At 65.9% G+C, this 22486-nt stretch carries 20 protein-coding genes; 6 read left to right on the forward strand and 14 right to left on the reverse strand.

Annotation, left to right across the window (positions count from 1 at the left end; all coding sequences use genetic code 11):
- Positions 1-30 precede the first annotated feature (30 nt).
- Entirely contained in the window at positions 31-1932 is a 1902-nt protein-coding gene (locus DEM25_RS14150) for a monovalent cation:proton antiporter-2 (CPA2) family protein (RefSeq protein ID WP_158585277.1), read from the reverse strand.
- 135 nt (positions 1933-2067) lie between these two features.
- Between DEM25_RS14150 and DEM25_RS14155 the strand changes: the two genes are divergently transcribed.
- Positions 2068-3741 (forward strand): alpha/beta hydrolase, encoded by a 1674-nt coding sequence (locus DEM25_RS14155; RefSeq protein ID WP_109766368.1) that lies wholly within the window; start codon positions 2068-2070, stop codon positions 3739-3741.
- Positions 3742-3806: 65 nt separating this feature from the next.
- Here DEM25_RS14155 and ilvC read toward each other — a convergent pair whose 3' ends face one another.
- Both ilvC and DEM25_RS14165 read right to left on the reverse strand, forming a co-directional pair.
- The gene (gene ilvC, locus DEM25_RS14160) at positions 3807-4826 is read right to left on the reverse strand and encodes a ketol-acid reductoisomerase (protein ID WP_109766369.1); all 1020 of its coding nucleotides are present in this window, start codon (positions 4824-4826) and stop codon (positions 3807-3809) included.
- A 26-nt stretch (positions 4827-4852) separates the two neighbouring features.
- The gene (locus DEM25_RS14165; RefSeq protein ID WP_375565678.1) at positions 4853-5536 is read right to left on the reverse strand and encodes a TetR/AcrR family transcriptional regulator C-terminal domain-containing protein; all 684 of its coding nucleotides are present in this window, start codon (positions 5534-5536) and stop codon (positions 4853-4855) included.
- A 99-nt stretch (positions 5537-5635) separates the two neighbouring features.
- On the opposite strand from DEM25_RS14165, the gene DEM25_RS14170 reads away from it, so the two are divergent.
- Positions 5636-6166: a GNAT family N-acetyltransferase gene (locus tag DEM25_RS14170; RefSeq protein ID WP_109766370.1), complete on the forward strand. Its 531-nt coding sequence runs from the start codon at positions 5636-5638 to the stop codon at positions 6164-6166.
- A gap of 84 nt (positions 6167-6250) precedes the next feature.
- Here DEM25_RS14170 and DEM25_RS14175 read toward each other — a convergent pair whose 3' ends face one another.
- Both DEM25_RS14175 and DEM25_RS14180 read right to left on the reverse strand, forming a co-directional pair.
- A complete protein-coding gene (locus tag DEM25_RS14175) occupies positions 6251-7102 on the reverse strand; it encodes a DUF6544 family protein (RefSeq protein ID WP_109766371.1) in 852 nt (283 codons plus the stop codon).
- Positions 7103-7177: 75 nt separating this feature from the next.
- On the reverse strand, positions 7178-7909 hold the full coding sequence (locus DEM25_RS14180; RefSeq protein WP_439650706.1) for a pyridoxine 5'-phosphate synthase: 732 nt from the start codon (positions 7907-7909) through the stop codon (positions 7178-7180).
- A gap of 70 nt (positions 7910-7979) precedes the next feature.
- Here DEM25_RS14180 and DEM25_RS14185 point away from each other — a divergent pair, with 70 nt between their 5' ends.
- The gene (locus DEM25_RS14185; RefSeq protein WP_109766372.1) at positions 7980-8753 is read left to right on the forward strand and encodes a SpoIIAA family protein; all 774 of its coding nucleotides are present in this window, start codon (positions 7980-7982) and stop codon (positions 8751-8753) included.
- Positions 8754-8843: 90 nt separating this feature from the next.
- Here the strand turns inward: DEM25_RS14185 and DEM25_RS14190 are convergent, their stop codons facing one another.
- Both DEM25_RS14190 and DEM25_RS14195 read right to left on the reverse strand, forming a co-directional pair.
- Positions 8844-9971, reverse strand: a complete 1128-nt coding sequence (locus DEM25_RS14190; protein WP_109766373.1) for an ATP-dependent DNA helicase — start codon at positions 9969-9971, stop codon at positions 8844-8846.
- A gap of 174 nt (positions 9972-10145) precedes the next feature.
- On the reverse strand, positions 10146-11099 hold the full coding sequence (locus DEM25_RS14195) for a hypothetical protein (protein WP_147393331.1): 954 nt from the start codon (positions 11097-11099) through the stop codon (positions 10146-10148).
- 336 nt (positions 11100-11435) lie between these two features.
- Here DEM25_RS14195 and DEM25_RS14200 point away from each other — a divergent pair, with 336 nt between their 5' ends.
- Positions 11436-11909 (forward strand): hypothetical protein, encoded by a 474-nt coding sequence (locus DEM25_RS14200; RefSeq protein WP_109766375.1) that lies wholly within the window; start codon positions 11436-11438, stop codon positions 11907-11909.
- Positions 11910-11987: 78 nt separating this feature from the next.
- Here the strand turns inward: DEM25_RS14200 and DEM25_RS14205 are convergent, their stop codons facing one another.
- The 6 genes from DEM25_RS14205 to DEM25_RS14230 are packed head-to-tail and all read right to left on the reverse strand — an operon-like array spanning position 11988 to position 18311.
- Positions 11988-12740, reverse strand: a complete 753-nt coding sequence (locus DEM25_RS14205) for a maleate cis-trans isomerase family protein (protein ID WP_109766376.1) — start codon at positions 12738-12740, stop codon at positions 11988-11990.
- Positions 12737-13903 (reverse strand): M24 family metallopeptidase, encoded by a 1167-nt coding sequence (locus DEM25_RS14210; protein ID WP_109766377.1) that lies wholly within the window; start codon positions 13901-13903, stop codon positions 12737-12739. The genes DEM25_RS14205 and DEM25_RS14210 overlap by 4 nt, the downstream gene beginning before the upstream one ends.
- Entirely contained in the window at positions 13896-14945 is a 1050-nt protein-coding gene (locus DEM25_RS14215; protein WP_109766378.1) for a pyridoxal-phosphate dependent enzyme, read from the reverse strand. Before DEM25_RS14215 ends, DEM25_RS14210 begins: the two co-directional genes overlap by 8 nt.
- Before the next feature lie 43 nt (positions 14946-14988).
- Positions 14989-15561 (reverse strand): acetolactate synthase small subunit, encoded by a 573-nt coding sequence (ilvN, locus tag DEM25_RS14220; protein WP_109766379.1) that lies wholly within the window; start codon positions 15559-15561, stop codon positions 14989-14991.
- On the reverse strand, positions 15558-16481 hold the full coding sequence (locus DEM25_RS14225; protein ID WP_109766380.1) for a DMT family transporter: 924 nt from the start codon (positions 16479-16481) through the stop codon (positions 15558-15560). The genes ilvN and DEM25_RS14225 overlap by 4 nt, the downstream gene beginning before the upstream one ends.
- A 21-nt stretch (positions 16482-16502) precedes the next feature.
- Positions 16503-18311: an acetolactate synthase 3 large subunit gene (locus DEM25_RS14230; protein WP_196780391.1), complete on the reverse strand. Its 1809-nt coding sequence runs from the start codon at positions 18309-18311 to the stop codon at positions 16503-16505.
- 276 nt (positions 18312-18587) lie between these two features.
- Between DEM25_RS14230 and DEM25_RS14235 the strand changes: the two genes are divergently transcribed.
- The gene (locus DEM25_RS14235) at positions 18588-20579 is read left to right on the forward strand and encodes an ATP-binding protein (RefSeq protein ID WP_109766382.1); all 1992 of its coding nucleotides are present in this window, start codon (positions 18588-18590) and stop codon (positions 20577-20579) included.
- Between the two features lie 19 nt (positions 20580-20598).
- On the opposite strand, the gene miaA is transcribed toward DEM25_RS14235, so the two are convergent.
- Entirely contained in the window at positions 20599-21507 is a 909-nt protein-coding gene (miaA, locus tag DEM25_RS14240) for a tRNA (adenosine(37)-N6)-dimethylallyltransferase MiaA (RefSeq protein WP_109766383.1), read from the reverse strand.
- A 34-nt stretch (positions 21508-21541) separates the two neighbouring features.
- Between miaA and serB the strand changes: the two genes are divergently transcribed.
- Positions 21542-22429 (forward strand): phosphoserine phosphatase SerB, encoded by an 888-nt coding sequence (serB, locus tag DEM25_RS14245; RefSeq protein WP_109766480.1) that lies wholly within the window; start codon positions 21542-21544, stop codon positions 22427-22429.
- Positions 22430-22486 lie beyond the last annotated feature (57 nt).

Raw genomic sequence — 22486 nt, forward strand, 5'->3', positions numbered from 1 at the left:
GCCGGCGGCTTTTTGCCGTTGTCGCTCTTCTCAATCCGGCGGCGCGCGATCCGTCGAACCGTTCTCGTCTGCGCGGCGCACCGGCTGCGGCAGGATGCGGCCGATCGCGGCCTCGCGGTCGCGCGCGCCGCCCACCGCCTGCCTTTGCCGCTCGAGCCGCGCCCGGTCGCGCTCGCGCGCCGTACGCACGGCCTGTACCCGCGCCTCCGCATCGTGGCCAAGCAGCGCCAACGCGCGGGCGCCCATCTCCATCCCCGACGCAGCCGTCTCGCGGACCACATCATCGACGCCGCGGTCGAGCAGCTGGATCGCGTGAATGCGGTCATAGGCCCGCACGATCAGCCGCGCCTGGGGAAACTCGCGCATGACAAGATCGGCGATCGCATCGGTCGCACCCTGCCCGTTTGTGCACACGGCGATCAGTTCCGCAGAACCGGCGCCGGCTGCGGCCAGCACATCGCGCCGCGCCCCGTCGCCGAAATAGACGCGCGTGCCGAACCGGCCCGCCTCACGCACCCGGTCCGCATCGCTGTCCAGATAGGTCAGCGGCACGTTCCGGACGAGCAGCGGCTGCGCCACCATCTGGCCGAACCGGCCAAAGCCGATGATCAGCGCGGTACCGCCCGCATCGGCGAAATCCTCGTCCATGGTGGCGGTCCTGGCGGGCGGCTGCAGCCACGCCAGCAGCCGCTCGTTCTGCGAGGACAGCGCCATCGAAATGGTGACGATGGAGACCATCACCGCCGCCAGTTCCGCGTCGATCACCTGTGCGGACGCCGCCGCCGCAAACAGGACGAAGCCGAATTCGCCGTGCTGGGCCAGCGCAAAGCCGAGCCGCATCGCCTTGTCGTGCTCGGTGCCGAACAGCCGGTTGACCAGATAGACGACAACGCCCTTGACCGTAACCAGCACCGGCACCGCCAAAACGATCAAAAGCCAGTTGCGCGCCACCGCCGACAGGTCCAGCGACATGCCGACCGCAACGAAGAACAGGCCCAGAAACAGCCCCCGGAACGGCTCGATGTCGGCCTCGACCTGGTGGCGATAGGAGGATTCGGCCAGCAGCACGCCGGCAATGAACGCGCCCATCGCATAGGACAAGCCGGCAAGCGCCATGATGAGAGATGCGAAGATGACGACGCCGAGGGCTGCGGCGGTCATCAGTTCGGGCGCGCGCGTCCGCGCCAGCACGTTGAACATCGGATCGAGCGCGTAGCGCGCCACGCCGATCAGGAGCACGATGGCGGCGATGCCGGTCAGGACGGCGGTGATGTTGGACGCAGCGGTCGCCTCGGCGCCGGCGACGGGCGCCAGCAGCGCAACCAGCAAAAGGAGCGGCACGATCGACAGGTCCTCGAACAGGAGCACGCCGATCGTCGTCTGGCCGAAGGGCGTTGCCCGGTCGCCGGCTTCGTCGAGCGCCTTGACCACCAGCGCCGTCGACGACAGGCCCAGCCCGAGACCGACAATGATCGCCGCGGTGAGGTCCAGCCCATAGGCGTAGACGACGAGGAAAAGCGCCGTGCTGGTCGCCGCAAGCTGGACAAGGCCCCGCCCGAAAATGGTGCCGCGCATCGCCCACAGCCGCGCCGGCCGGAATTCGAGCCCGATGACGAACAGGAACAGCACAACCCCGAACTCGGCAAAGCGCAACAACGCCTGGGGGTCCTCGGTAAACGACAGGGTCAGCGCGACGCCCGCCGTGATGCCCGACAGCAGATAGCCGATCACCGTGCCAAGGCCGAGCCGGCGCGACAGCGGCACGAACAGGCAGGCCAGCGTGATCAGCGCCAGCGCTTCGGTGAAACGCCATTCCAGCGGCGTCAGTCCGAACGGTGTGGCAACATCCTGCGCCAGCGCATCGCCGCCAAGCGACAGCCACACGGCGATGCCGGCAAGGGCAAACCGCGCCATGGCGAAAATGATCGTCATCTCTGGTGCCTTCGGACCATCATTGCGGGAAGATCGCAGCCGGCAGGCCGCGCCTTGCGCGCAAGCCGGCCCGCCGACTATGAAGGGCGCACGCCAACCCGACAAGTGGGCCAACCGGCCAGCAAGACCGGCCCGATGCACGCCAGTTCGACACCAGATGAACATCCCGCCAGCCGCCGGCCAACCCTGTCGGTGTTCGCGCTCGCCGTAGGCATCGTCTTCTTCGCCTTTTCGCTGACGCCGTCGCTGATCCCGCGCGATTATGTGCTGCAGGGCGTGCTCGGCGGCGTGGTGATGGCACTTGGCTACGGGCTCGGTCAGTTCAGCCTGCTGCTGTGGCGCTATGTCGCACTGCCCCTCGCCCGCGACAGGCTCGGCCGCGTGCTCAACGGCCTCGCCCTGGGCGCCGCGCTGATCCTCGCCATTGCCTTTCTGGGAGAAACGGCGGACTGGCAGAATTCCATCCGCGCCCGTGTCGGCATGGCGCCCGTCGATGCCGCTCATCCCGCCTATGTCGCGCTGATCGCGATCATCGTCTTCACGCCGCTGTGGATCGCCGGCTGGGCGTTCCAGTTGCTGATGGACACGCTGCGCCGCCAGTTGCGGCGGGTGATTCCCGTTCGGCTGGCCAATCTGTTGGGTCTGGCGCTCGCCGCCTATCTCGCCTGGGCGCTGATCGACGGCTTCGTGATCCAGCGCTTTCTGGCGTTTGCCGACGATGCCTATGGCCAGGCCTCGGCCCTTTTCGATCCCGACATCGCCCGGCCCGAGGCCGAACTGGCATCGGGAGGGCCCGTATCGCTCATCGACTGGAACGATATGGGCCGCTGGGGCCGCAACTTCGCCGCAACCGGTCCGGATGCCGATGCGATCAGCGCCTTCACCGGCCGGCCTGCCAAGGAGCCCATCCGCCTCTATGTCGGCCGCAACTCGGCGTCGACGCCGGCGGAGCGGACCGAGATCGCCTTTGCCGAGATGCTGCGCACCGGCGCTTTCGAGCGCAAGGTGCTGGTGATCGCCATGCCTGTCGGCTCGGGCTGGCTCGATGCGGGCTCGCACGATCCGCTGGAGATCATGCACGATGGCGACATCGCCACCGTTGCGGTGCAATATTCCTATCTGACAAGCTGGATCTCGCTGGTCTTCGAGACCGATGCCGGCCTCGACCAGGCGCAGACGCTGTTCGACCGGGTCTACCGGCACTGGCGTTCACTGCCCGAAGACCGCCGCCCGGAACTCTACCTGCACGGGCTGAGCCAGGGCGCGCTCGTCTCCCAGTCCTCGGTCGATCTGCTGACACTGATGGCAGCGCCGATCGACGGCGCGCTGTGGGCCGGCCCGCCCTTCGCCAGCGGGCTGTGGGGCCGCATAACCCGCGCCCGCGCGCCCGACAGCCCCTACTGGCTGCCGCAGGTCAATGACGGCGAAGTGGTCCGCTTCGTCAATCAGGACACCGACCTTCTCGATGATGCCGCGCACCGGTGGGGACAGGTGCGGATCGTCTTTCTGCAGTATGGCAGCGACCCGATCGTCTTCTTCGATCCGTTGTCGGCGCTGCGGCGGCCGGTCTGGATGAACGAAGAACCAGCGCCCGACGTCTCGCCCGAGCTCAGATGGTACCCGTTCGTCACCCTGTTCCAGCTTGCGCTCGACATGGCCTTGTCGCTGAACATCGAACGCGGCCACGGCCACAAATACATCGCCGAGGACTATATCCCCGCCTGGGTCGCCGTAACCCGCCCCGATGGGTGGACCGATGAAGACACACAGCGGCTGATCGAGCGGTTCCGGGGTTTCGATGCGGGGTGAGTCACATCCGGGCGACGAACGGCGAACCTCTGTCCGCCGTTTGCCATTTCACCATTCGCCTGCCGTCAGTTCTTTTCCTTGTCGACAAGCGCGTTCGACTTGATCCACGGCATCATGCCGCGCAGCTTTTCGCCCACTTCCTCGATCTGGTGCCCGTCATTGACCCGGCGGATGCCCTTGAAGCGCGCCGCGCCCGACCGGTACTCCTGCATCCACTCGGAGGTGAACTTGCCGGTCTGAATGTCGGTCAGCACCCGCTTCATCTCCGCCTTGGTCTCCTCGGTGATGATGCGCGGACCTGAGACATATTCGCCCCATTCGGCGGTGTTGGAGATCGAATAGTTCATGTTGGCGATGCCGCCTTCATAGATCAGGTCGACGATCAGCTTCACTTCGTGCAGGCACTCGAAATAGGCCATTTCCGGCGCGTAGCCGGCCTCGACCAGCGTTTCGAAACCGGCGCGGATCAGTTCGACCAGACCGCCGCACAGCACGACCTGCTCGCCGAACAGATCGGTCTCGCACTCTTCCTTGAAGTTGGTCTCGATGACGCCCGAGCGGCCGCCGCCGACGCCGCATGCATAGGACAGCGCCATGTCGTGCGCATTGCCCGATGCATCCTGATGAACGGCGATGAGGCACGGCACGCCGCCGCCCTTCATGTATTCGCCGCGCACCGTGTGGCCCGGACCTTTCGGTGCGACCATCAGCACGTCGACGCTCGATTTGGGTTCGATCAGGCCGAAATGCACGTTCAGCCCGTGCGCGAAGGCGATCGCCGCGCCGTCGCGGATGTTGGGCGCGATGTGGTCGCGATAGATGTCGGCCTGCAGTTCGTCGGGCGTCGCCATCATCATCAGGTCGGCCCAGGCCGCGCCTTCGGCAACGTTCATGACGGCGAAACCGTCGGCTTCGGCCTTGAGCGCCGTCGTCGAGCCTTCGCGCAGGGCGATGCGGACGTTCTCGGCGCCCGAATCCTTGAGGTTCATCGCATGGGCGCGGCCCTGCGATCCGTAGCCGACGATCAGCACCTTCTTGCCCTTGATCAGGTTCAGGTCCGCGTCGCGGTCGTAATACACACGCATGATTGTCTCCGTTGGATTTGTGTGGGTCAGGATTGCGCATCCGCCCCGTAAAGGCGGAAGAACTGGTCGACGGCCCTGGCGACGTGGGTTGCCATGGCCCGGTCGGAATTGGTGGCGGGAACATGTTCACCGAGCATCAGGCGTACATGCATGTCGCGCAGGATCAGCCCGTACAGCGTCTCGAAAGCGTCCAGGGTGTCCTCGAACCGCAAATGGCCGGCGCGCCTGCCCGCTTCGAGCAGCGCCTTGGCGCGCGACGACACGGCGCGGCGCCCCCGCGCCACCAGAAGGTCGCCGAGCCGGGAGCCCTCGCGGCTCGCCTGACCTATGGCGAGCCGGTTGAGCGCCAGCGACGCCGGTCCGGACAGAACGGTCAGAAGATCGACGCCGAACCCTTCAAGGTCGGCGCGGTATGTGTCGGCGGGACGCTGCGGGCCGGAACCGCCGACGGCAACGCGCACCTTGGACGCCTGATAGGCGATCATCGCCGCCAGCACCCCGTCGCGGTCGCCGAACCATTTGTAGAGGCTTTCCTTGGAGCAATTGGCCGCACGCGCAAGGCCGGCGGTGGTGATCGCCCGCTCGCCGCCCTCCACCAGAAGGCCAAGCGCCGCTTCGAGCACCTCCTCCTGGCGCGGCGTGAACGCCTCGTCCAGCGGCGCGCCCTCCATGTCGGCATCGTGATGCGCATTGTGGTGGTGATGGTCCATCTTGCCTCCCACCCGTCCGTACCGTACCGTTCGGTACGGTGTCAAGAGACAGGGCGGCGCCTCTTTCCGGCATGACCCGACAGGTGCCATAAGACGGCCATGACCGCGCACCCCCCGATTCCCGTCCGCGCCACGGAAGCCGCCGACATCGCCGCGCTGGCGGCGATCATCAACGCGATCATCGCCATCGGCGGAACGACGGCCTACGAGGACCCGTTCACCGAGGATCGGTTGGCGGCCCTCCTGCTCGACGATCCGCGCCTGATCTGCTGCCACACCGCGGTCGATCCTGCCGACGGAATGCCGGCCGGCTATCAGGTGCTCAAGCGCCATCCCGATCTGCCGCCGCACTGGGGCGACATCGCCACGTTCGCGCGGGTCGAGCCGAAACTGCCAGGCGTCGGCCGGGCGCTGTTCGCCGCAACCGCCGACGTTGCCCGCAAGGCTGGCTTGGTCGCCATCAACGCGACCATCCGGGCCGACAATGAAAGCGGGCTGGGCTATTATGGCAGAATGGGCTTTGAGAACCATGCCGTCACACGGGCCGTCCCGCTCAAGGACGGCACGCCCGTCGACCGGGTGTCGAAGCGGTTCCGGGTCGATGCATTGGCTGCTAAGGGCCCGCAATGACGGCATGTTGCCAGCCCGAAGACGGTTCGGCCATCTGCTCAACCGCAGCGCGATCAATGCCAGCCGCGGCGGTGACCGATCGAGCTACCGGCCGGGAAAGCTGATCGACGTCACATCGGCCTTGAAGAACGGAAAGTAATCGTCCGTGCCGAACCAGTTGCCGCCCTCGATGCGGGTCGGCAGCCGGTAGCCGCCGAACTCGCGAAAGTCTGATGTCGTGCCGCCAAACGGCTGGACCTGATACACCTTGTCGGCATTGACATCGCTCCAGCGCGCAATGACGACGCTGGTCGGCTGGCCCTGCGAATCGACAATTATGTCCACGCTCTGTTCGAGGCCGGCAAAAGACACGATGGCGCGCGCGCTGTCCGCATCAAGCGCCTCCCAACGCACGTTCGGACCGGGCAGCAGCGCGGCCGGCGTCCAGAACGCGGCCTCGGCCACGGTTCGTCCGAACGCCGAACGGAAATGGTCGGCATCACCGCTGATCCTTACCACCGGCACGAGGCCGAACAGCCAGAACCGCGTCCACGAAATGTCGGGCGTGGCAGCGTCCGATCCGCGGATCGCACCCGCCCGGACCTGCCAGACAAATCCATGTGGCGGCGCGAGAACCTGACACGCCTGCATCGGATCGAAGTGCGACCGGTTACTGTCTCCCCGCCCCAACTGCCCTTCCATCTCGATGATGGTGATCGTTCGAAGCGGCGTGCCTTCGGCAATCGTATAGAGAAAATACCGCTGTGCCGGCTCGGGCAGGCCGGCGACCATATCCGGCGAAAACGATCCGGACTGGATCGGGCGTATCTCCAGCAGCGCCCGCCAGGCCGCCGCGTCGGCCCGCCGATCCGCATGTCGCCAGCCGAAGAGCGCCACGACCGCAACGACCGCGATGACGCCGACGCAGACGAAAAAGACCGTCACTGCGTGCGCCATTGTTCCGTCCTCTCGCCGTTCCTGTCGTGAGCAACGGTGGCACGGCCAGGCTCCGGCGACAACGCGCGGCCTGCTTCAGGACGGCCGTTCTGTGAGGGCACCGAGGAACCGCATCACCGCGCCCGCCATGCCGAATTCGAGCGCTTCGGCGGTCAGCCCGTGGCCGATCGACACTTCGGCCAGATCGGGCACGCGCGCGACAAGCGCCGGCAGGTTGGCGACCGTCAGATCGTGGCCGGCATTGACGCCGAGCCCTGCCGCGCGCGCCGCGTCCGCCGTCTCGCCGAGGATCGCGATCTGCCGTTCGGCCTCGGCCGCATTGTCGTGGCAGGCGCCATAAGGTCCGGTGAACAGTTCGACCCGGTCGGTGCCGGTCGCCCTTGCCGCCGCAATGCCCGCCTCGCCCGCGTCGGGGTCGCAGAACAGCGATACCCGCATGCCGCCATCTTTCAGACGCTGCACGCAGTCGCGCAGGAAATTGCCCTGCCCTGAAAAATCCCAGCCATGGTCCGACGTCGCCTGGTTCGGATCGTCGGGCACCAGCGTGACCTGTTCGGGCTGGTTGGCTTCCACCAGCGCCAGGAAATCCTCGGACGGATAGCCCTCCACATTGAACTCGGCCTCCGGAAATGCGTCGTCGATCAGCGCCCGCAGCTCCGGCAGATCGGAAAAGCGCACATGCCGCTCGTCCGGTCTTGGATGGACGGTCAGCCCGTACGCGCCCGCCTCCAGCGCCATCCGGCCCAGATGCGTCACCGACGGCCAGGGCAGATCGCGCCGNGCAATTTCCGGCTTGATATAGCGCAATGCCGCACCGTGCCAGTCATAGGAGTTTTTCCGGGCAATCATTGTCCATGGCACCTGTTCGGAGCGCCCGATGATCGAAGTTGAAACCCTGCCCGGCGGAATCGTCTCGATCGACGTGACCGGCAAGCTCGACAAGGCCGACATCGAACACGTCATCACCGAACTCGAGGCTGCGCGCGAGGCGCACGGCAAGATCAGTGTCATTGTCGACCTGACCGGCTTTGCGGGCATGACCGCCGAGGCGCTGATCGCGGACCTGCGCTACGGCTTTTCCCATCTTTCGGAACTGGACCATTATGAGCGCATCGCGGTTCTGACGGGACACGACTGGATCGAAACGCTCGTCCGGCTCGAAGGCAGGGTTTTCCGGCGGGTCGACATTCGCTGCTTCAAGCCCGAAGAGCGCCAGCGGGCCCGCGCTTTCGCCAACGGCATGGATGTGGCGCCCGCCGAAACCACGCCGGGCATCGTCCGCGTGCCCACCGATCGCGGCAACATGCTTGCCTTCCGGATCACCGACACGGTCCGCGCCGCCGACGCCAAGGCCGTGATGGGTTTTCTGAACGACACCTATGCGCGGCACGACAAGATCGACCTGATTGTGATCATCGATGAGTTCGAGGGATTCGACCCGGCGATCCTGTTCGACACCGGCACATGGAGCACAAAGGCCAAGAGCCTCTCCCATGTCGGCCGCTATGCCATCGTCGGCGGCCCCGGCCATGTGCGCAACACGGCTTCGTTCCTCGGCGCATTCATGCCGGTGGAGATCAAGGCGTTCGCGCGCGACGAGGAAGACGAGGCCTGGGCCTGGCTGAACGCGGGCCCGCTTCTGGAAGTCTGACGGCGCTTGTCCGGGCCGTCCAGACGCACGTGTCGTGCAGAGGTTAAGCCCGAGGGTTACGGCGGTGGAAGCGTCCGCTTGCCGGCCTGATCACTTGACGATGGTCAGCCGCTCGGCGGCGCGGGTGATCGCCGTGTAAAGCCAGCGGTCGCGCATGTCGCGGAACGCAAAGCTCTCGTCGAACAGCATCACATTGTCCCATTGCGAGCCCTGCGCCTTGTGCACGGTCAGCGCATAACCATAGTCGAAATCGTCGAACCGCCGCTTGAGCTGCCAGCCCACGTCCTCGTCGGGATTGTCGAAGGCGGCCTTCAGCAGTTTGATCTTCGCAACGCCCCGGTCGGTGTCGCCATCGTCCGGCGAGACCAGAAGGTTGATGCCGGGCTTGGAGCCGGGCGCCGACGCGGTCATCACCTTCCACAGCGACCCGTTCAAGAGCCCCTTGGCCGGATCGTTGCGCAGGCACACCAGCTTGTCGCCGGCCTGCGGATAACGCGCGTCGAACCCGGCCAGTTGCCGCAGGCGCTGATTGTAGCGCCGCCGCGTCCGGTTGATGCCGACCAGCACCTGGTCCGCCTCGGTGACCATCGCCGTGTCGAGGTCGCCCTTGCCGATGATCTGCGCGGTGCCATAATCGCCATGCATGATCTCGCGTCCCTCGCGCACATCCATGGCGAGCCGCACGATCGGGTTTTCCGCCGCCTGGCGGTGGATTTCGGTCAACAGGAAATCGGGCTCGGCGTCGGTGAAGAAACCGCCGCCGGAGATCGGCGGCAACTGGCCGGGATCGCCCAGCACCAGCACCGGCGTGCCGAAGCTCAGAAGATCGCGCCCCAGTTCCTCGCCGACCATCGAGCATTCGTCGACGATGACCAGCTTGGCCTTGGCGATGTCCGACTGGCGGTTGAGCGCGAATGTCGGCGCTATGCCGGTCTTGCCGGTGACCTCGTCCGTCACCTCCTCCTCGCCGCGCGGCCGGTAGATCAGCGAATGGATGGTCTTGGCGTTCGAGGCGCCCTTGGCGCGCATCACCTGCGCGGCCTTGCCGGTGAAGGCGGCGAACTGGACGGTGCCATCGACGCCTTCGGCGAAGTGCTTGGCGAGCGTCGTCTTGCCCGTGCCCGCATAGCCGAACAGGCGGAACAACTGACTGTCGTCGCGCTTGAGCCAGTCGGCGACGGCGACCAGCGCATCGTCCTGTTGCGGGGAAAACTGCATTCGAAGGACTTAGGGGATTCGGCCGGTAGAGGAAAACGGAAAAGGCGCTACCTCCAACCGGCAGATGTCCACCTCGTGCCAATCATACGTCGTAACCGTCCCGTTTTCGGTGTCGCATTCCGGTTGGCCGTCCCGCCAACTCAACTCGACAAGCGAAAACACCATCCCGCTAGGCTAGCGCCCACCAAAGCTGTTTTCCGCATTTGTGCGAACGGCTTCTATGGCAGACGCCGTCGTCGCGAAGGTTTCTTCCAGCTTTCGAAACTCTTCGTTCTCCCGCTCCAGCTGGTCCAGCAAGTCGATCAGGTTATCAGTGTCGTTCCGCTCGCGGTTCTGGGCTTTCCTGCCAGCGATCCTTGCCACTGCGGCGCCCCATCTGGCTGCGCGTCTGACTTGTGCGACGTCAGCAGCTTCCTCGGCCATAGCTTCGCTCACTTCCTCAATCGCCTTCCACATCAGCTCCGTCGCTTCGTCTTTGGATGCCTTTGCGCTTTCTCGCTTGGCCCGCTGCAATCGCTCGCGCCACGAGAAAGAAAGATGTTGCTTCCGAAAATCCAATAGGCGCCGGCGACGTCCCTTTAGAAGCTCCGTCGCCTGCCACAGACTTCGCTCCGCCTGCATCTCCAATTCGGTGGCATTACTGAGAGCAGCGACGTAGTTTTCGTTGAGGCGTTTCCTGGCCGCTCTGATATTTGCCAGTTCCTCACGCGCGCTCGCGAGCGGCGAATTTCTGCTCGCCGTGATCGGCTTGCCCATTGCGCGAACGGGTGTCGCCATCACTTCGATGGCCAAGGTTTCCTGTGCCAGCTTGAGGTGCAAAGACATCGTCGCGATAGAACTCATCACCAAGGCGGCTGCGCGATCAAAGTTGCTCAGCATTTGTCGGGTTTGCTGAGCCCATTCGCGGACGCGGTCGCTCTTGCCCCACTTTTTCTCAAAAAAGCCCTCGAGAAATTCAATCGTGATCTGTTGGCCGTCTCGACGGACGTCCTCAAGATAGTCGTCGATCTCTGCGGTACAGGCGTCAGTAGCCGTTCGTCGGCGGGATGCTATGGCTGTGAAACGAGCAAACAGCTCCTCAGACTGGCTGACAAGCTCATTTTCCGGCAGTTCTTCCTTGCTTGTCATCGTCCCAAGATTCATCCCGTTGTATTGCCAAGTTTTCAGTCTTCCTCGAAAAGCAAACTGCGCGAAACTCTATTTGATGGCAATGCCACTGTCAGACCGGCCTGCCCGGTGGATCGACTCACTCTCTCTTCTCGAAAGTCGGGCACCGATTCGTGATCCAAAAAGCGAACTCTGGCTTCAAAGCGTGTGTGGCTCCAAACTAGGAGTGCCAGCCAAACCAACACCCCCCGCCCTGTGACCATTCGCACGGCGACGCCGACTGATGGCGCTCATGATGGCTCCCAATCGCGCGGTGGCACGCGCCGCCGCGTCCCACATCCAGCATTGGAGCGAACCATGAACCGCTATCTCTTCCCCCTTCTTGCATCCGCCCTTGCCCTCGCCGCCGTTCCGGCGACGGCACAGGAAATCGACGGCGTCTCGGTCGAAATCCGCACCGGCGGCGACGATCTGCGCGGCAATGACGACAACGCCTTTGCCTCGATCTGGTCCTACCGGGCCGACGGCCGCCAGCGCGGCATTCGCCGGCAGGTCAATCCCCGCGACCGCAGGATCAAGGACCACACGACGACGCACCTTTATTTCGATACGCCCGATGGCACCGAGGCGGACGACATCACCCTGTTCATCCTGAATGTGGAGGGGTTCTCGGGCGGCTTTGACGGCGACAACTGGAACGTCGATGCCATCCGCATCACCGGCATCAAGGACGGCATCACCGTCAAGGAATACATGAACGAGTTCGCCAACCCGCTGATCCGATTCACCGGCGACGTTCACACGTTCAGCCGAGACCTGCGCGTGCGATAGGCCAGCGGGCGCGGCAATTGCGGGCGCCACAACGGCGCCCGCCCGTCGCCTCGTCTTTCACTGTCGGCCGGCGCCGCATCACAGGGCGGCTGAACGCAAGAGCCTCCCCGGCACGATGGCCGGCAGCGTGCCGGCGTGCCCGAACATCTGCCAGGCAAGGGCGAGATTGCTGGTGACGACCGGCAGGCCAAGACGCTCCTCGACATCGTCGACGATGTCGAGCGTGCGCAGGTTCGTGCACGAGACGAAAACGGCGTCGACGTCCGCCCTGCCGCCGACGGCCAGCGCGGCCTGCCGGATCGATTCCGGATCGATCCGCGCCACCCGCGCTTCGACCTGTTCGCCAAACGACAAGATGGCCGGCACGTCCAGCCCCGCCGCCACGAGCGCTTCGCGGATGGGCCCGGCAACGCTGTCGATATAGGGCGAGACCAGCCCGATCCGGCGGACGCCAAGCGCCTGCAGCGCTTCGATGGTGGCCGTCAGCGGGTCGGCCACCGCCCTGGTCCGGGTCGCGCCACGGACGAGTTGGGCGACCCGATCGGCGCCGATCAATGTTGCGCCCGACGTGCAGGCATAGCCGACGCTGTCAAAGGCCGCGGCTGGCGGCAACAGGCTTGCGGACTGCGGCAGGGCAGCCTCCATCGTCGCGATCGTCTCGGGCGTCAGATCGTCGCCGGAAGCGATCCGCGTGACGTGCAGCGCGATGTCGGGCGCCGCGCACAGCCGCCGGAAATCGTGTTCGACAGTCTCGTCCACGCGAAGCGCGATCAGCCCGAACGTGGCGCGTGTTCCGATTGGCCCCGACAGCCGGTAGGACGCGCCCGTCACGGCACGAGCTCCGGCAACTCGGCGGGCGCACGCTTTGACAGAAGTTCCGGCCCGCCGGCCCGCAGCACGATGTTTTCCTCATGCACCATGAACCGGCCGGGAACGACCTCGGCGCCGGGCTCCAGTGTCAGCACCATGCCTTCGCGCAGGATCGTCTCGTCCTTTGGCGAAATCGATGGCCACTCCGTCAGCGAAATGCCCAGACCGTGACCGAACCGGCCCGGTGCGGGCGTTGCTCCGTGCGCGCGCAGCGAGGCGCTCAAAAGCCCGTGGACGGCTCGGGCGGACATGCCCGGGCGAACCGCGTCGAGCGCCGTATCGGTTGCGGCGAACAGGGCCGCATGCGCCCGAAGGACCGCGTCGGTGGGCCGGCCGACCGCATAGTTGCGGTCGAAGTCGCAGAAATAGCCGTCCTTGACCGCGCCCGTGTCGAGCATCAGCACCTCGCCGCGTTGCAAGGGCCGCTCCTCGGCGGGCGAGATGACATCGCCATAGCCGTCCCTTCCAGCGCCGCCGGCGAGATAGCTGACCCAGTCGGCGCCGGCCGCGAGCAGCGCGGCCTGGAACGACCGGAACAGGCCGGCAAGCGTTCCGGCACCATGCGCAATCTCGGGCACGCGGGCAAACGCCGCGTCCGCGACGGCACAGACTGCGCGGATGCGCTCGATCTCCGGCTCGGACTTGATCTCGCGCACCCGCCGCACGGGCTCGGTCGCATCGACAAAGCGTCGCGGCCCGATGCGGCCCGAGACGGCGTCATAGGTGGCAAGCGGCATCCGCAAATGGGTTTCCTCGCCCATCGGGACGCCGATCCGCCCACCTTCGGGCACCATCTCGCAAAGCGCCTCGGCCAGCAGGCTTACGCCGTCGTCGTCCGGATCGGGCGCATCCCACGACCGGATATCGCGGACCCAGCTCCGCCCCATCAGCGCGGCACCGATGGCCGGGATCACCGCAACGGGATCGCCGGACGCCGGTACGATCACGAACCACGGCCTTGCCGGGCTTTCCCAGAACCGCGTCAGGAACCCGGTGACATAGAAGATGTCGGCCGGTGTCGTCAGGAGCAGCGCGTTCAGTTCCGCGTCATCCATCTGCGCCTGCAGCCCCGCGACACGCCGTCGGAACTCCGCTGCCGGAAAGACCAGCGAGCGCTCAACCATCTTCGGGGCCTTCGCTGAGAAAGGCGAGAACGCGTGTCGCAAGGTCAACGCCGACCGCGCCCGTCAACAAGGCTGCCACGCCCGCGGCACCGGACGGCGTCGTGGCAAACCCTGCACGCCCGAGCGCCGCGACACCCGCCGCGGCCTCCGCCTCGGTGATCGTGACGAACAGGTCGGCGTCGCGCGCCAGGCCGGCCAGCGCGATCATCGAGGGCGTCTTGCAGTCGAGCCGGCCCATCGAGGACACCGGCCCGTCCGTATCGATCACCCTGCCGGCGCGGATGCTGTCGATCAGCGCAGGCGCGGCTTCCGGTTCGACGACGACGATCCGCGGACCATCGCCCCAGACCGACCTTGCATGGGCCGCGACCGCCGCCGCCATGCCGCCAACCCCGGCCTGCAACAGGATGACGCCGGGCGGGTCGCCGATCTGCCCGGCGGCCTCGCTCGCCATCTGCAGATAGCCCTCCATCACGCGATACGGCATCTCGGTGTAGCCGGGCCAGGAACTGTCGGACAGCAGCGTTGCGTCGGTGGCGGCGGCGGCTTCGGCGGCAGCCATGCTCTCCTCATAGGTGGCGCCTGCACGCCGAACCTGCGCACCCTTGGCCCGCAGCCGCTCGGCGAACGTCTCGGGCACGGTTTCGGCCAGGTAGACCACGGCGTCGGCGCCGAAAAGCCGCGCGCCTACGGCAACCGACAGGCCGTGATTGCCCGCACTGGCCGTCACGAAGGTGCGCCCGGCGAGCGCGTCCGACCAATTGTCTCCCTGACGCGCATCGGCGGCCTGGCGGGCAATGGCATATGCCGCGCCAAGGGCCTTGAAAGAGCCAAGCCCCATTCTCGACCGCTCGTCCTTGAGCATCAACTGGCCGACGCCGGCCTTTTCGGCCAGCCCCGGCGCATCCGCGAGCGGCGTCGGCGCGTGGGCCGGGCACAGGTCCAGAAGGTCGGCGACCGCCCGCCCATCATGGGCGGGCAAGGGCGAAACAAGGTCTGGCAGACCCGCGCCGCGGTGGGGGTTGATCAGGCGGTCGGCCAACGACCGTCTCCCCTTTTCGGTCTGCGACGCCGGCCGTGCACGCTCACATCACCTCGCGGCCCCGCCGCATGGCCGCGACGCCCGTGCGGCAGACCTCGACCAGGCCCAGCGGCGCCATGATGGCGATGAACTGCTCGACCTTGTTGGTCCGGCCGGTCAGCTCAAAGACGAAATGATCGACATTGGCGTCGATCACATTGGCCTTGAACGCATCGGCCAGCCGCAGCGCCTCGAGCCGGTTTTCCCCCGCACCGCGCACCTTGATCAGCGCCAGTTCCCGCTCCAGCGGCTTCTCGTAGCCTTCATGATGGGCGATGACGGTCAGGTCCGTCACCTTGTGCACCGGCACGATCCGTTCGAGCTGGGTATGGATCTGCTCCATCACCTGCGGCGTGCCGCTGGTGACGATGGTGATGCGCGACAGGTGCTTTTCGTGCTCGGTCTCGGAAACCGTCAGGCTCTCGATGTTGTAGCCGCGGCCGGAGAAAAGGCCGATCACCCGCGCCAGCACACCCGGTTCATTGTCGACCAGGATCGACAATGTGTGGCTTTCGGGCGCCGACGTGTCCTTGGTGATGAAATAGGCCGAGGCCGGTTCGGATTGCGGTTCGTTCATGGTCTGGGACTTTCATTGACGGGTGAGGAACGGGCAGCCGGCTTGAGGCGGGCGACCACCACGCCGGACACGATGATGACGAGCGCCGCCAGCGCGTTCAGGCCCGGCCGCTCGCCGGCGAACATGACGCCGACCAGAACCCCGGCCAACGGCACAAGAAGGTTGATCTGGCCGAAAAACGAAGCGCCCTGCCGCTCGATGATGGCGAACATGAACAGCGCGCCGACAGCGGAGGGGAAAACGCCCAGTGCGACAAGCGCCAGCACCGACGACTGCGTCGGCGTCGCGGCGAAGGGCTGCTCGAACAGGAACGTGAGCGGAACGAGGATCACCAGCGTCCACAGCGTGATATAGGTCATCAGCACCATGGGCGGATGACGCACGAGCTGCTTGACCGACAGCGCGTTGACGCCATAGGCCGTCGCCGCGCCGAGCACGGCGAGCTGGCGCCACACATCCCTGCCGAACCCTTCGACCAGCGCCGGCCAGAACAGGATGGCAAGGCCGATCAGGCCGAGCACGACGCCGGCCACCTTCGGCACCGTCAGCTTCTCGTCGCGCGTCAGGAAATGCGCCAGCACCAGCACGACCAGCGGCATGAAGCCCATCAGGATCGCCGCCAGCCCGCTGTCGATCACCGCAACGCCCCAATTGATGGCGGTGAACGGGATCACCGTGCCGGTCGCCGCGCAGACGATCATGAACAGCTGGTCGCGCCGCGTCGGCCGGAACAATGGCCGGCGCAGCGCCAGAACGATGCCGCCCAGAAGCAGTACGGCAAGCACCTGCCGGACGAGCGTGATCGTCAGCGGTGCGAAGTCGGCCACCGCGATCTTCGACAAAAGGAACGCGCTGCCCCAGATCAGCGAAAGCGTGACGAGCAGACCGTAGTCGGCAACGCCGGGAGCGGATCGGTTCATCTGCCGGCGCCGCGCAGGGGATCACACAAGCGCCTTGCCTTCGGCGCCGATCGCATTGGCGACCGCCTCGTCGGTCGCTTCGTCCGGCAGAAGCATCTCATTGTGTGCCTTGCCCGACGGGATCATCGGGAAACAGTTGGCCAGCGCCGCCACCCGGCAGTCGAAGATGACCGGCCCGTCGATCTCGATCATTTCGGCCAGCGCATCGTCGAGCTTGCCGGGCTTGTCGCAATAGATGCCATGGGCCCCATAGGCCTCCGCCAGCTTGACGAAATCGGGCATCGCCTCGGTGTAGGAGTGCGAGCGGCGATTGCCGTGCAGCAATTGCTGCCACTGGCGCACCATGCCCATATACTGGTTGTTGAGGATGAAGATCTTGATCGGCGTGCCGTACTGGATCGCCGTCGACATTTCCTGGATGTTCATCTGGATCGAGGCGTCGCCGGCAATGTCGATGACCAGCGCGTCGGGATGGGCGATCTGCACGCCCAGCGCCGCCGGCAGGCCGTAGCCCATCGTGCCCAGCCCGCCCGATGTCATCCAGCGATTGGGCTTGTCGAAACCGAAATATTGCGCCGCCCACATCTGGTGCTGGCCCACTTCCGTGGTGATGAACGTGTCCTTGCCGCTCGCCCTGGACGCCTCGTAGAGCCGCTGGATCGCATATTGCGGCATGATCACGTCGCCCGATGGCGAATAGGCCAGCGAGTCGCGTGCCTTCCACTTGCCGATCTGCTCCCACCAGGGCGCATGCTTTTTCCTGTCGGGCCTGTGGCCGGCCGATCGCCACGCGTCCAGCAGCGCCTCGAGCGCATGGGCCACATCGGCGACGATGCCGACTTCGGTGTGGACGACCTTGTTGATCGACGAGGGATCGATATCGATGTGGATCTTGCGCGAGTTCGGCGAGAACGCGTCGATCCGGCCGGTGATGCGGTCGTCGAAGCGCGCACCGATATTGATCATCACGTCGCAATCATGCATCGCCATGTTCGCTTCATAGGTGCCGTGCATGCCCAGCATGCCGATCCAGTTTTCGCCCGAGGCCGGATAGGCGCCCAGGCCCATCAGCGTTGAGGTGATCGGAAAGCCGGTCTCGGCCACCAGTTCGCGCAACAGCTCGCTGCCGCGATCGCCGGAATTGATCACGCCGCCGCCCGAATAGATGATCGGCTTCCTGGCTGACGCCATCAGCGCGACGGCGCGGCGGATCGCATCGGCGTCCGGGTCCATGACGGGCCGGTAGCTGACACGCTCCTGGGCAACGTGCGGCCCCTCATAGATGCCCGAGGCGAACTGGACATCCTTGGGTATGTCGACGACGACCGGACCCGGACGGCCCGTCTGGGCGACATGGAATGCCTCGTGCAGGATGCGCGGCAGGTCGGCGACCGATTTGACCAGCCAGTTGTACTTGGTGCAGGGCCGCGTGATGCCGACCGTGTCGCACTCCTGAAACGCGTCCGAACCGATCAGCGTCGTCGGCACCTGGCCGGTGATGCACACCAGCGGGATCGAATCCATCAACGCGTCCTGCAGCGCGGTGACGCAGTTGGTCGCACCCGGCCCCGACGTTGCCAGCACGACGCCGACCTTGCCGGTCGACCGCGCATAGCCTTCGGCCGCATGGCCGGCGCCCTGCTCGTGCCGCACCAGAATGTGCTCGATCGCGTCCTGCTGGAACAGTTCGTCATAGATCGGCAGCACCGCGCCGCCCGGATAGCCGAATATGTGCCGGACGCCATTGTCCTTCAGCGCTTCCAGCACCATCTCGGCGCCCGTCATTTCCTGGCCCGCTTTCGTGTCCGCCTTGGCATCCATTGTCTTCATCCCGTCCGGCTCTCTGGCCTGTGCACAAATTTTCGTCGTTTGCTTGCTGAAAGGCAATAAAAAAGGCTCCTCGAAGGGGAGCCTGTCATCGCGCATGGGTGGATCGTGCCCGGTGGCTACGCCACCTTGCCCATGCGCGGTCCTACTACGATAAGCATCGTCGTCATCATCATTGCGGTGTCATAGTCCCGGTATCGGAGCCGGTCAAGCCGTCCGCTGCGGTAGCGTTTCCTTAACCACGATCCCATAGCCTCGTGCGGCAACAGGTCCGGCTCCATGTACCGAAAAGAACAACCCGATCCGGGCGAGGCCCAACTGGCCAAGGAGCGCGCGCCGCTGCCGCGGCGCAACCGCACCGAAGGCCATGTCATCGAGTGCGACGGCAACCGTGCCGTCATCAGCGCGGATGTCGAGCCGGGCGGTGCGGTTTCGGAGGACTACTGGTCGGTCGGCACGCTGATCACCATCCGCGCCGACTCCAGGCGCACGGTCGGCATGCTCTACCAGATCGAGAGCGTCGAGCAGTTCTGGCAGTCCAAGACGCCCAACAAGGTGCGCCTTCATGTCGAACTGGTTGGCGAGATCGGCGACGATGCCGATGGCCGGCCGGTCTTCAATGGCGGCCTGTCGAGCTATCCGCATCTGGGCGCCGCAGCCCACCGCATCCGCAACGCCGACCTGCAGGCGATCTTTGCCAACACCGATCCGTCGGCTGTCTCTGTCGGCGCGTTGTCGCAAAGCCGCGACATTGACGCGATGGTGTCGATCAATTCGATGATCTCCCGCCATTTCGCCGTCGTTGGCACGACCGGCGTCGGCAAGTCGACCACCGTTTCGCTGCTCGTGCGCAAGCTCGTCGCCACCCGTTCGGATGTCGGCATACTGGTCCTCGACCCGCACAATGAGTTCGCCAGCGCGTTTCCCGACATTTCGGTGAAGATCGACGACACCAATCTCGACCTGCCGTTCTGGCTCTTCCGGCTCGAAGAATTCGTCGAAGTGCTGTTCCGCGGCCGGCCGGCCGAGCCCGAGGAGGTCGACATTCTGCGCGACCTCATTCCCGAGGCCAAACAGAAATTCAAGGCCGGCGGCACGGGCCGCGGCGCACGCAAACCCGGCGCTCACGGCAACATCACCGCAGACACGCCGATTCCCTACCGCGTGTCCGATCTTCTGGCGCTGATCGACCACCGCATGGGCAAGCTCGACGGTCGAGAGGCCCGCAGCGCGCTCAAGTCGCTGGCCGCGCGGATCAATGCTGCGGTCCACGATCCGCGCTATCGCTTCATGTTCGCCCACAAGACCATCGTCGACAATCTCGCCGAGGTTCTGTCGCACATCTATCGCGTGCCGGCGGATGGAAAGCCGGTCACCATCTTCCAGCTCAACGGCATCCCCTCCGAAGTCGTCAACGCCGTGGTCAGCGTGCTGTGCCGGCTGGCATTCGAGATGTCCGTCTGGAGCAAGGCGCGCATCAAGACAGTCGTCCTGTGCGAGGAAGCGCACCGCTACATTCCCGCCGACGTCGGCGCCGGCTTCGGCCCGACCCGCGCCGCCATCGCGCGCATCGCCAAGGAAGGCCGCAAATATGGCGTCAGCCTGGGCATCATCACGCAGCGGCCCAGTGAACTGGATCCGACAATCCTGTCGCAGTGCAACACAATGTTCGCCATGCGGCTGGGCAACGATGCCGACCAGCAGATCATGCGCAAGGCGATCACCGGAGCCTCGCGCTCCTACATCAATTTCCTGCCATCGCTGGCCAACCGCGAGGCGATCGCGTTCGGCCAGGGCGTCAGCACGCCGATGCGGCTGATGGTCGAGGCCGTTGCCGACGACTGCCTGCCGGGCAACGAGCTGCGCAGCCACACCGAGGTCGAGGCAGATGGCGGGGGCGCGGTCGACATGGCGGCCCTGCTGCAGACAATCCGCGATCCCGCGGAGGCGCTGACCGATGCCGAAGCGGGCGACGGGCTTGCCGTCTATGCCGAAACGGCGGCGGTGGGCGAGCAACGGCCCTCCGTCAGCGCTCGCCATTCAGCGGCCGGAACGCGCGAACCCATGCCCGCCGGACCTATGCCCGCCGAACCGGTGATCGGTGCCGGCGACGCCCATGCCGGCCTTTTTACCTATGAAGGACCGTTGCGCCGCGATCGCGACAAGCCCGCACACCGCCGCTCCGACCCGCCATCCTCTCCGAAGCGGCCCGAGAAGTCCGGATCGTCGCGCGACCTGATCAGCCGGTTCCGCACAAGGGACAAGTACTGACGGCGCCGAGTGAACCGCTTCAGGGCATCGTCGCCGGCGCGACGGCTTCGCCGGCATCGACCCTCTGCCACTCATCGCCCAACTGATTTCGGAACCAGGTCATCTGGCGCTTGGCATATTGACGGGTAGCGGTCTTGGCGCGGACGATCGCCGCGTCCTCTTTCATCGAACCGTCCAGGACCGCGCCCAGTTCGCGCACACCGATCGCCTTCATCGCCGGCATGTCAGGCGGCAGGCCGAGCGCGCGCAGCCGACGCACCTCGTCCAGAGCGCCGGCGGCGATCATCGCATCGAAACGCGCCTCGATCCGCCCGTAAAGCGCGACCCTGTCCGGCAGCACAACCCACCGCTCGGTGATGGAGTCGGGACCAAGCACCGGCTCGGCGGCCTGACCCTGCCAGTCAGCCAGCGGACGACCCGACGCTTTGAGAACCTCCAGCGCCCTCACGATGCGCTGGCCGTCGCCCGGTTCGAGCATGGATGCGCCCGCCGGATCGCACGCCGCCAGCTCCGCGTGCAAGGCCGGCGCGCCTTCGGCCGCAAGCCTGGCGCGCAAGTCGGAGCGGACCGCGTCCGGCACGTCCGGCATAGGCGACAGGCCCTCTGTCAGCGCGCGGAAGTAGAGCCCCGTTCCTCCGACGAAGATCAGCGGCGCGTCCGCCGGCAACCGTTTAAGCAAGGCCCGCACGTCACGCGCCCATGCGCCGGTCGAATAGGCAACCGCCGGCGCGACATGACCGTAAAGATGGTGCGGCACCGTCGCCATCTCGCGCGCCGCCGGACGCGCGGTGAGGATGCGCAATCCGTCATAGACCTGCATGGAATCGGCGTTGACGATGTGACCGCCGTGCCGCGCCGCAAGGTCGAGCGCCAGCGCCGACTTGCCGCTTGCGGTGGGGCCGGCTATCAGCGTGATCGTTCGTTCCATCTGTCCGTGGCTCTACCGGGCCGCATCTGCGCTCATGTCCCATATCATCACGCTGATTGCCAATCCTGCAACGCGCGCGCTCGATCCCGCGCTGGCCGAAAGCGCGGCGACAGCCGTCGGCGCACACGCGGTGACATGGCTCGGCGAGAGTCTGGCGGCCGATCTCGCCGTCGATCGGGCCGAGGGACATGCGGCAGCGCTTGCCGATGTCATCGGGAACGCTCCGATCGACCATGTCGTCCAGACCGATGAGGGGCCCGACGCGCGGCGCAGGGCGATCCTGCTCGCCGACATGGATTCGACCATGATCCGGCAGGAGTGCATCGACGAACTGGCCGCCGAGGCCGGCATCAAGGACAAGGTCGCGGCGATCACCGCCCGCGCCATGAATGGCGAGATCGAATTTGAAGGCGCGCTGCGCGAGCGCGTGGCGCTGCTCGAAGGTCTGCCTCTTGATGTGATCGACACAGTCATCGCCGAGCGGATCGAACTGACCCCGGGCGGGCGCGAACTGGTCCGCACCATGGCCGCCAACGGCGCCCATTGCGCGCTGGTTTCAGGCGGCTTCACCCATTTCACCGCACGGATCGCCGATATGGTCGGCTTTCACGAGCACCGCGCCAACCGCCTGATCCACGAGGACGGCAAGCTGACGGGCAAGGTGGCCGAACCGATCCTGGGCAAAAAGGCCAAGGCCGATGCGCTGACCGAAATCGCCGCCCGGCTGGGCGTCGGTACCGGCCGGGCGATCGCGGTGGGCGACGGCGCCAATGATCTGGCGATGCTCGAAATGGCCGGCGCCGGTGTTGCCCTGCACGCCAAGCCGGCGGTTGCCGAAAAGGCCGGCATGCGCATCGACCATGGCGACCTGACCGCGCTGCTGTTCATCCAGGGCTACCGCGAAGACGAGATCGTGCGCTGAAGCTGCGGCGCCACCACGCCTCGCCCTTCGAGGCTTGCCAACATCCCTCATCCTGAG

It is taken from the genome of Oceaniradius stylonematis (assembly GCF_003149475.2).
Classification (GTDB): domain Bacteria; phylum Pseudomonadota; class Alphaproteobacteria; order Rhizobiales; family Rhizobiaceae; genus Roseitalea; species Roseitalea stylonematis.

What these genes read in the sequence shown, in the direction of transcription:
- DEM25_RS14150 (WP_158585277.1), bottom strand. Translation starts at nt 1,932, where the DNA reads ATGACGATCATTTTCGCCATGGCGCGGTTTGCCCTTGCCGGCATCGCC.
- DEM25_RS14155 (WP_109766368.1), top strand. Translation starts at nt 2,068, where the DNA reads ATGCACGCCAGTTCGACACCAGATGAACATCCCGCCAGCCGCCGGCCA.
- ilvC (WP_109766369.1), bottom strand. Translation starts at nt 4,826, where the DNA reads ATGCGTGTGTATTACGACCGCGACGCGGACCTGAACCTGATCAAGGGC.
- DEM25_RS14165 (WP_375565678.1), bottom strand. Translation starts at nt 5,536, where the DNA reads ATGGACCATCACCACCACAATGCGCATCACGATGCCGACATGGAGGGC.
- DEM25_RS14170 (WP_109766370.1), top strand. Translation starts at nt 5,636, where the DNA reads ATGACCGCGCACCCCCCGATTCCCGTCCGCGCCACGGAAGCCGCCGAC.
- DEM25_RS14175 (WP_109766371.1), bottom strand. Translation starts at nt 7,102, where the DNA reads ATGGCGCACGCAGTGACGGTCTTTTTCGTCTGCGTCGGCGTCATCGCG.
- DEM25_RS14185 (WP_109766372.1), top strand. Translation starts at nt 7,980, where the DNA reads ATGATCGAAGTTGAAACCCTGCCCGGCGGAATCGTCTCGATCGACGTG.
- DEM25_RS14190 (WP_109766373.1), bottom strand. Translation starts at nt 9,971, where the DNA reads ATGCAGTTTTCCCCGCAACAGGACGATGCGCTGGTCGCCGTCGCCGAC.
- DEM25_RS14195 (WP_147393331.1), bottom strand. Translation starts at nt 11,099, where the DNA reads ATGACAAGCAAGGAAGAACTGCCGGAAAATGAGCTTGTCAGCCAGTCT.
- DEM25_RS14200 (WP_109766375.1), top strand. Translation starts at nt 11,436, where the DNA reads ATGAACCGCTATCTCTTCCCCCTTCTTGCATCCGCCCTTGCCCTCGCC.
- DEM25_RS14210 (WP_109766377.1), bottom strand. Translation starts at nt 13,903, where the DNA reads ATGGTTGAGCGCTCGCTGGTCTTTCCGGCAGCGGAGTTCCGACGGCGT.
- ilvN (WP_109766379.1), bottom strand. Translation starts at nt 15,561, where the DNA reads ATGAACGAACCGCAATCCGAACCGGCCTCGGCCTATTTCATCACCAAG.
- DEM25_RS14225 (WP_109766380.1), bottom strand. Translation starts at nt 16,481, where the DNA reads ATGAACCGATCCGCTCCCGGCGTTGCCGACTACGGTCTGCTCGTCACG.
- DEM25_RS14230 (WP_196780391.1), bottom strand. Translation starts at nt 18,311, where the DNA reads ATGAAGACAATGGATGCCAAGGCGGACACGAAAGCGGGCCAGGAAATG.
- DEM25_RS14235 (WP_109766382.1), top strand. Translation starts at nt 18,588, where the DNA reads ATGTACCGAAAAGAACAACCCGATCCGGGCGAGGCCCAACTGGCCAAG.
- miaA (WP_109766383.1), bottom strand. Translation starts at nt 21,507, where the DNA reads ATGGAACGAACGATCACGCTGATAGCCGGCCCCACCGCAAGCGGCAAG.
- serB (WP_109766480.1), top strand. Translation starts at nt 21,542, where the DNA reads ATGTCCCATATCATCACGCTGATTGCCAATCCTGCAACGCGCGCGCTC.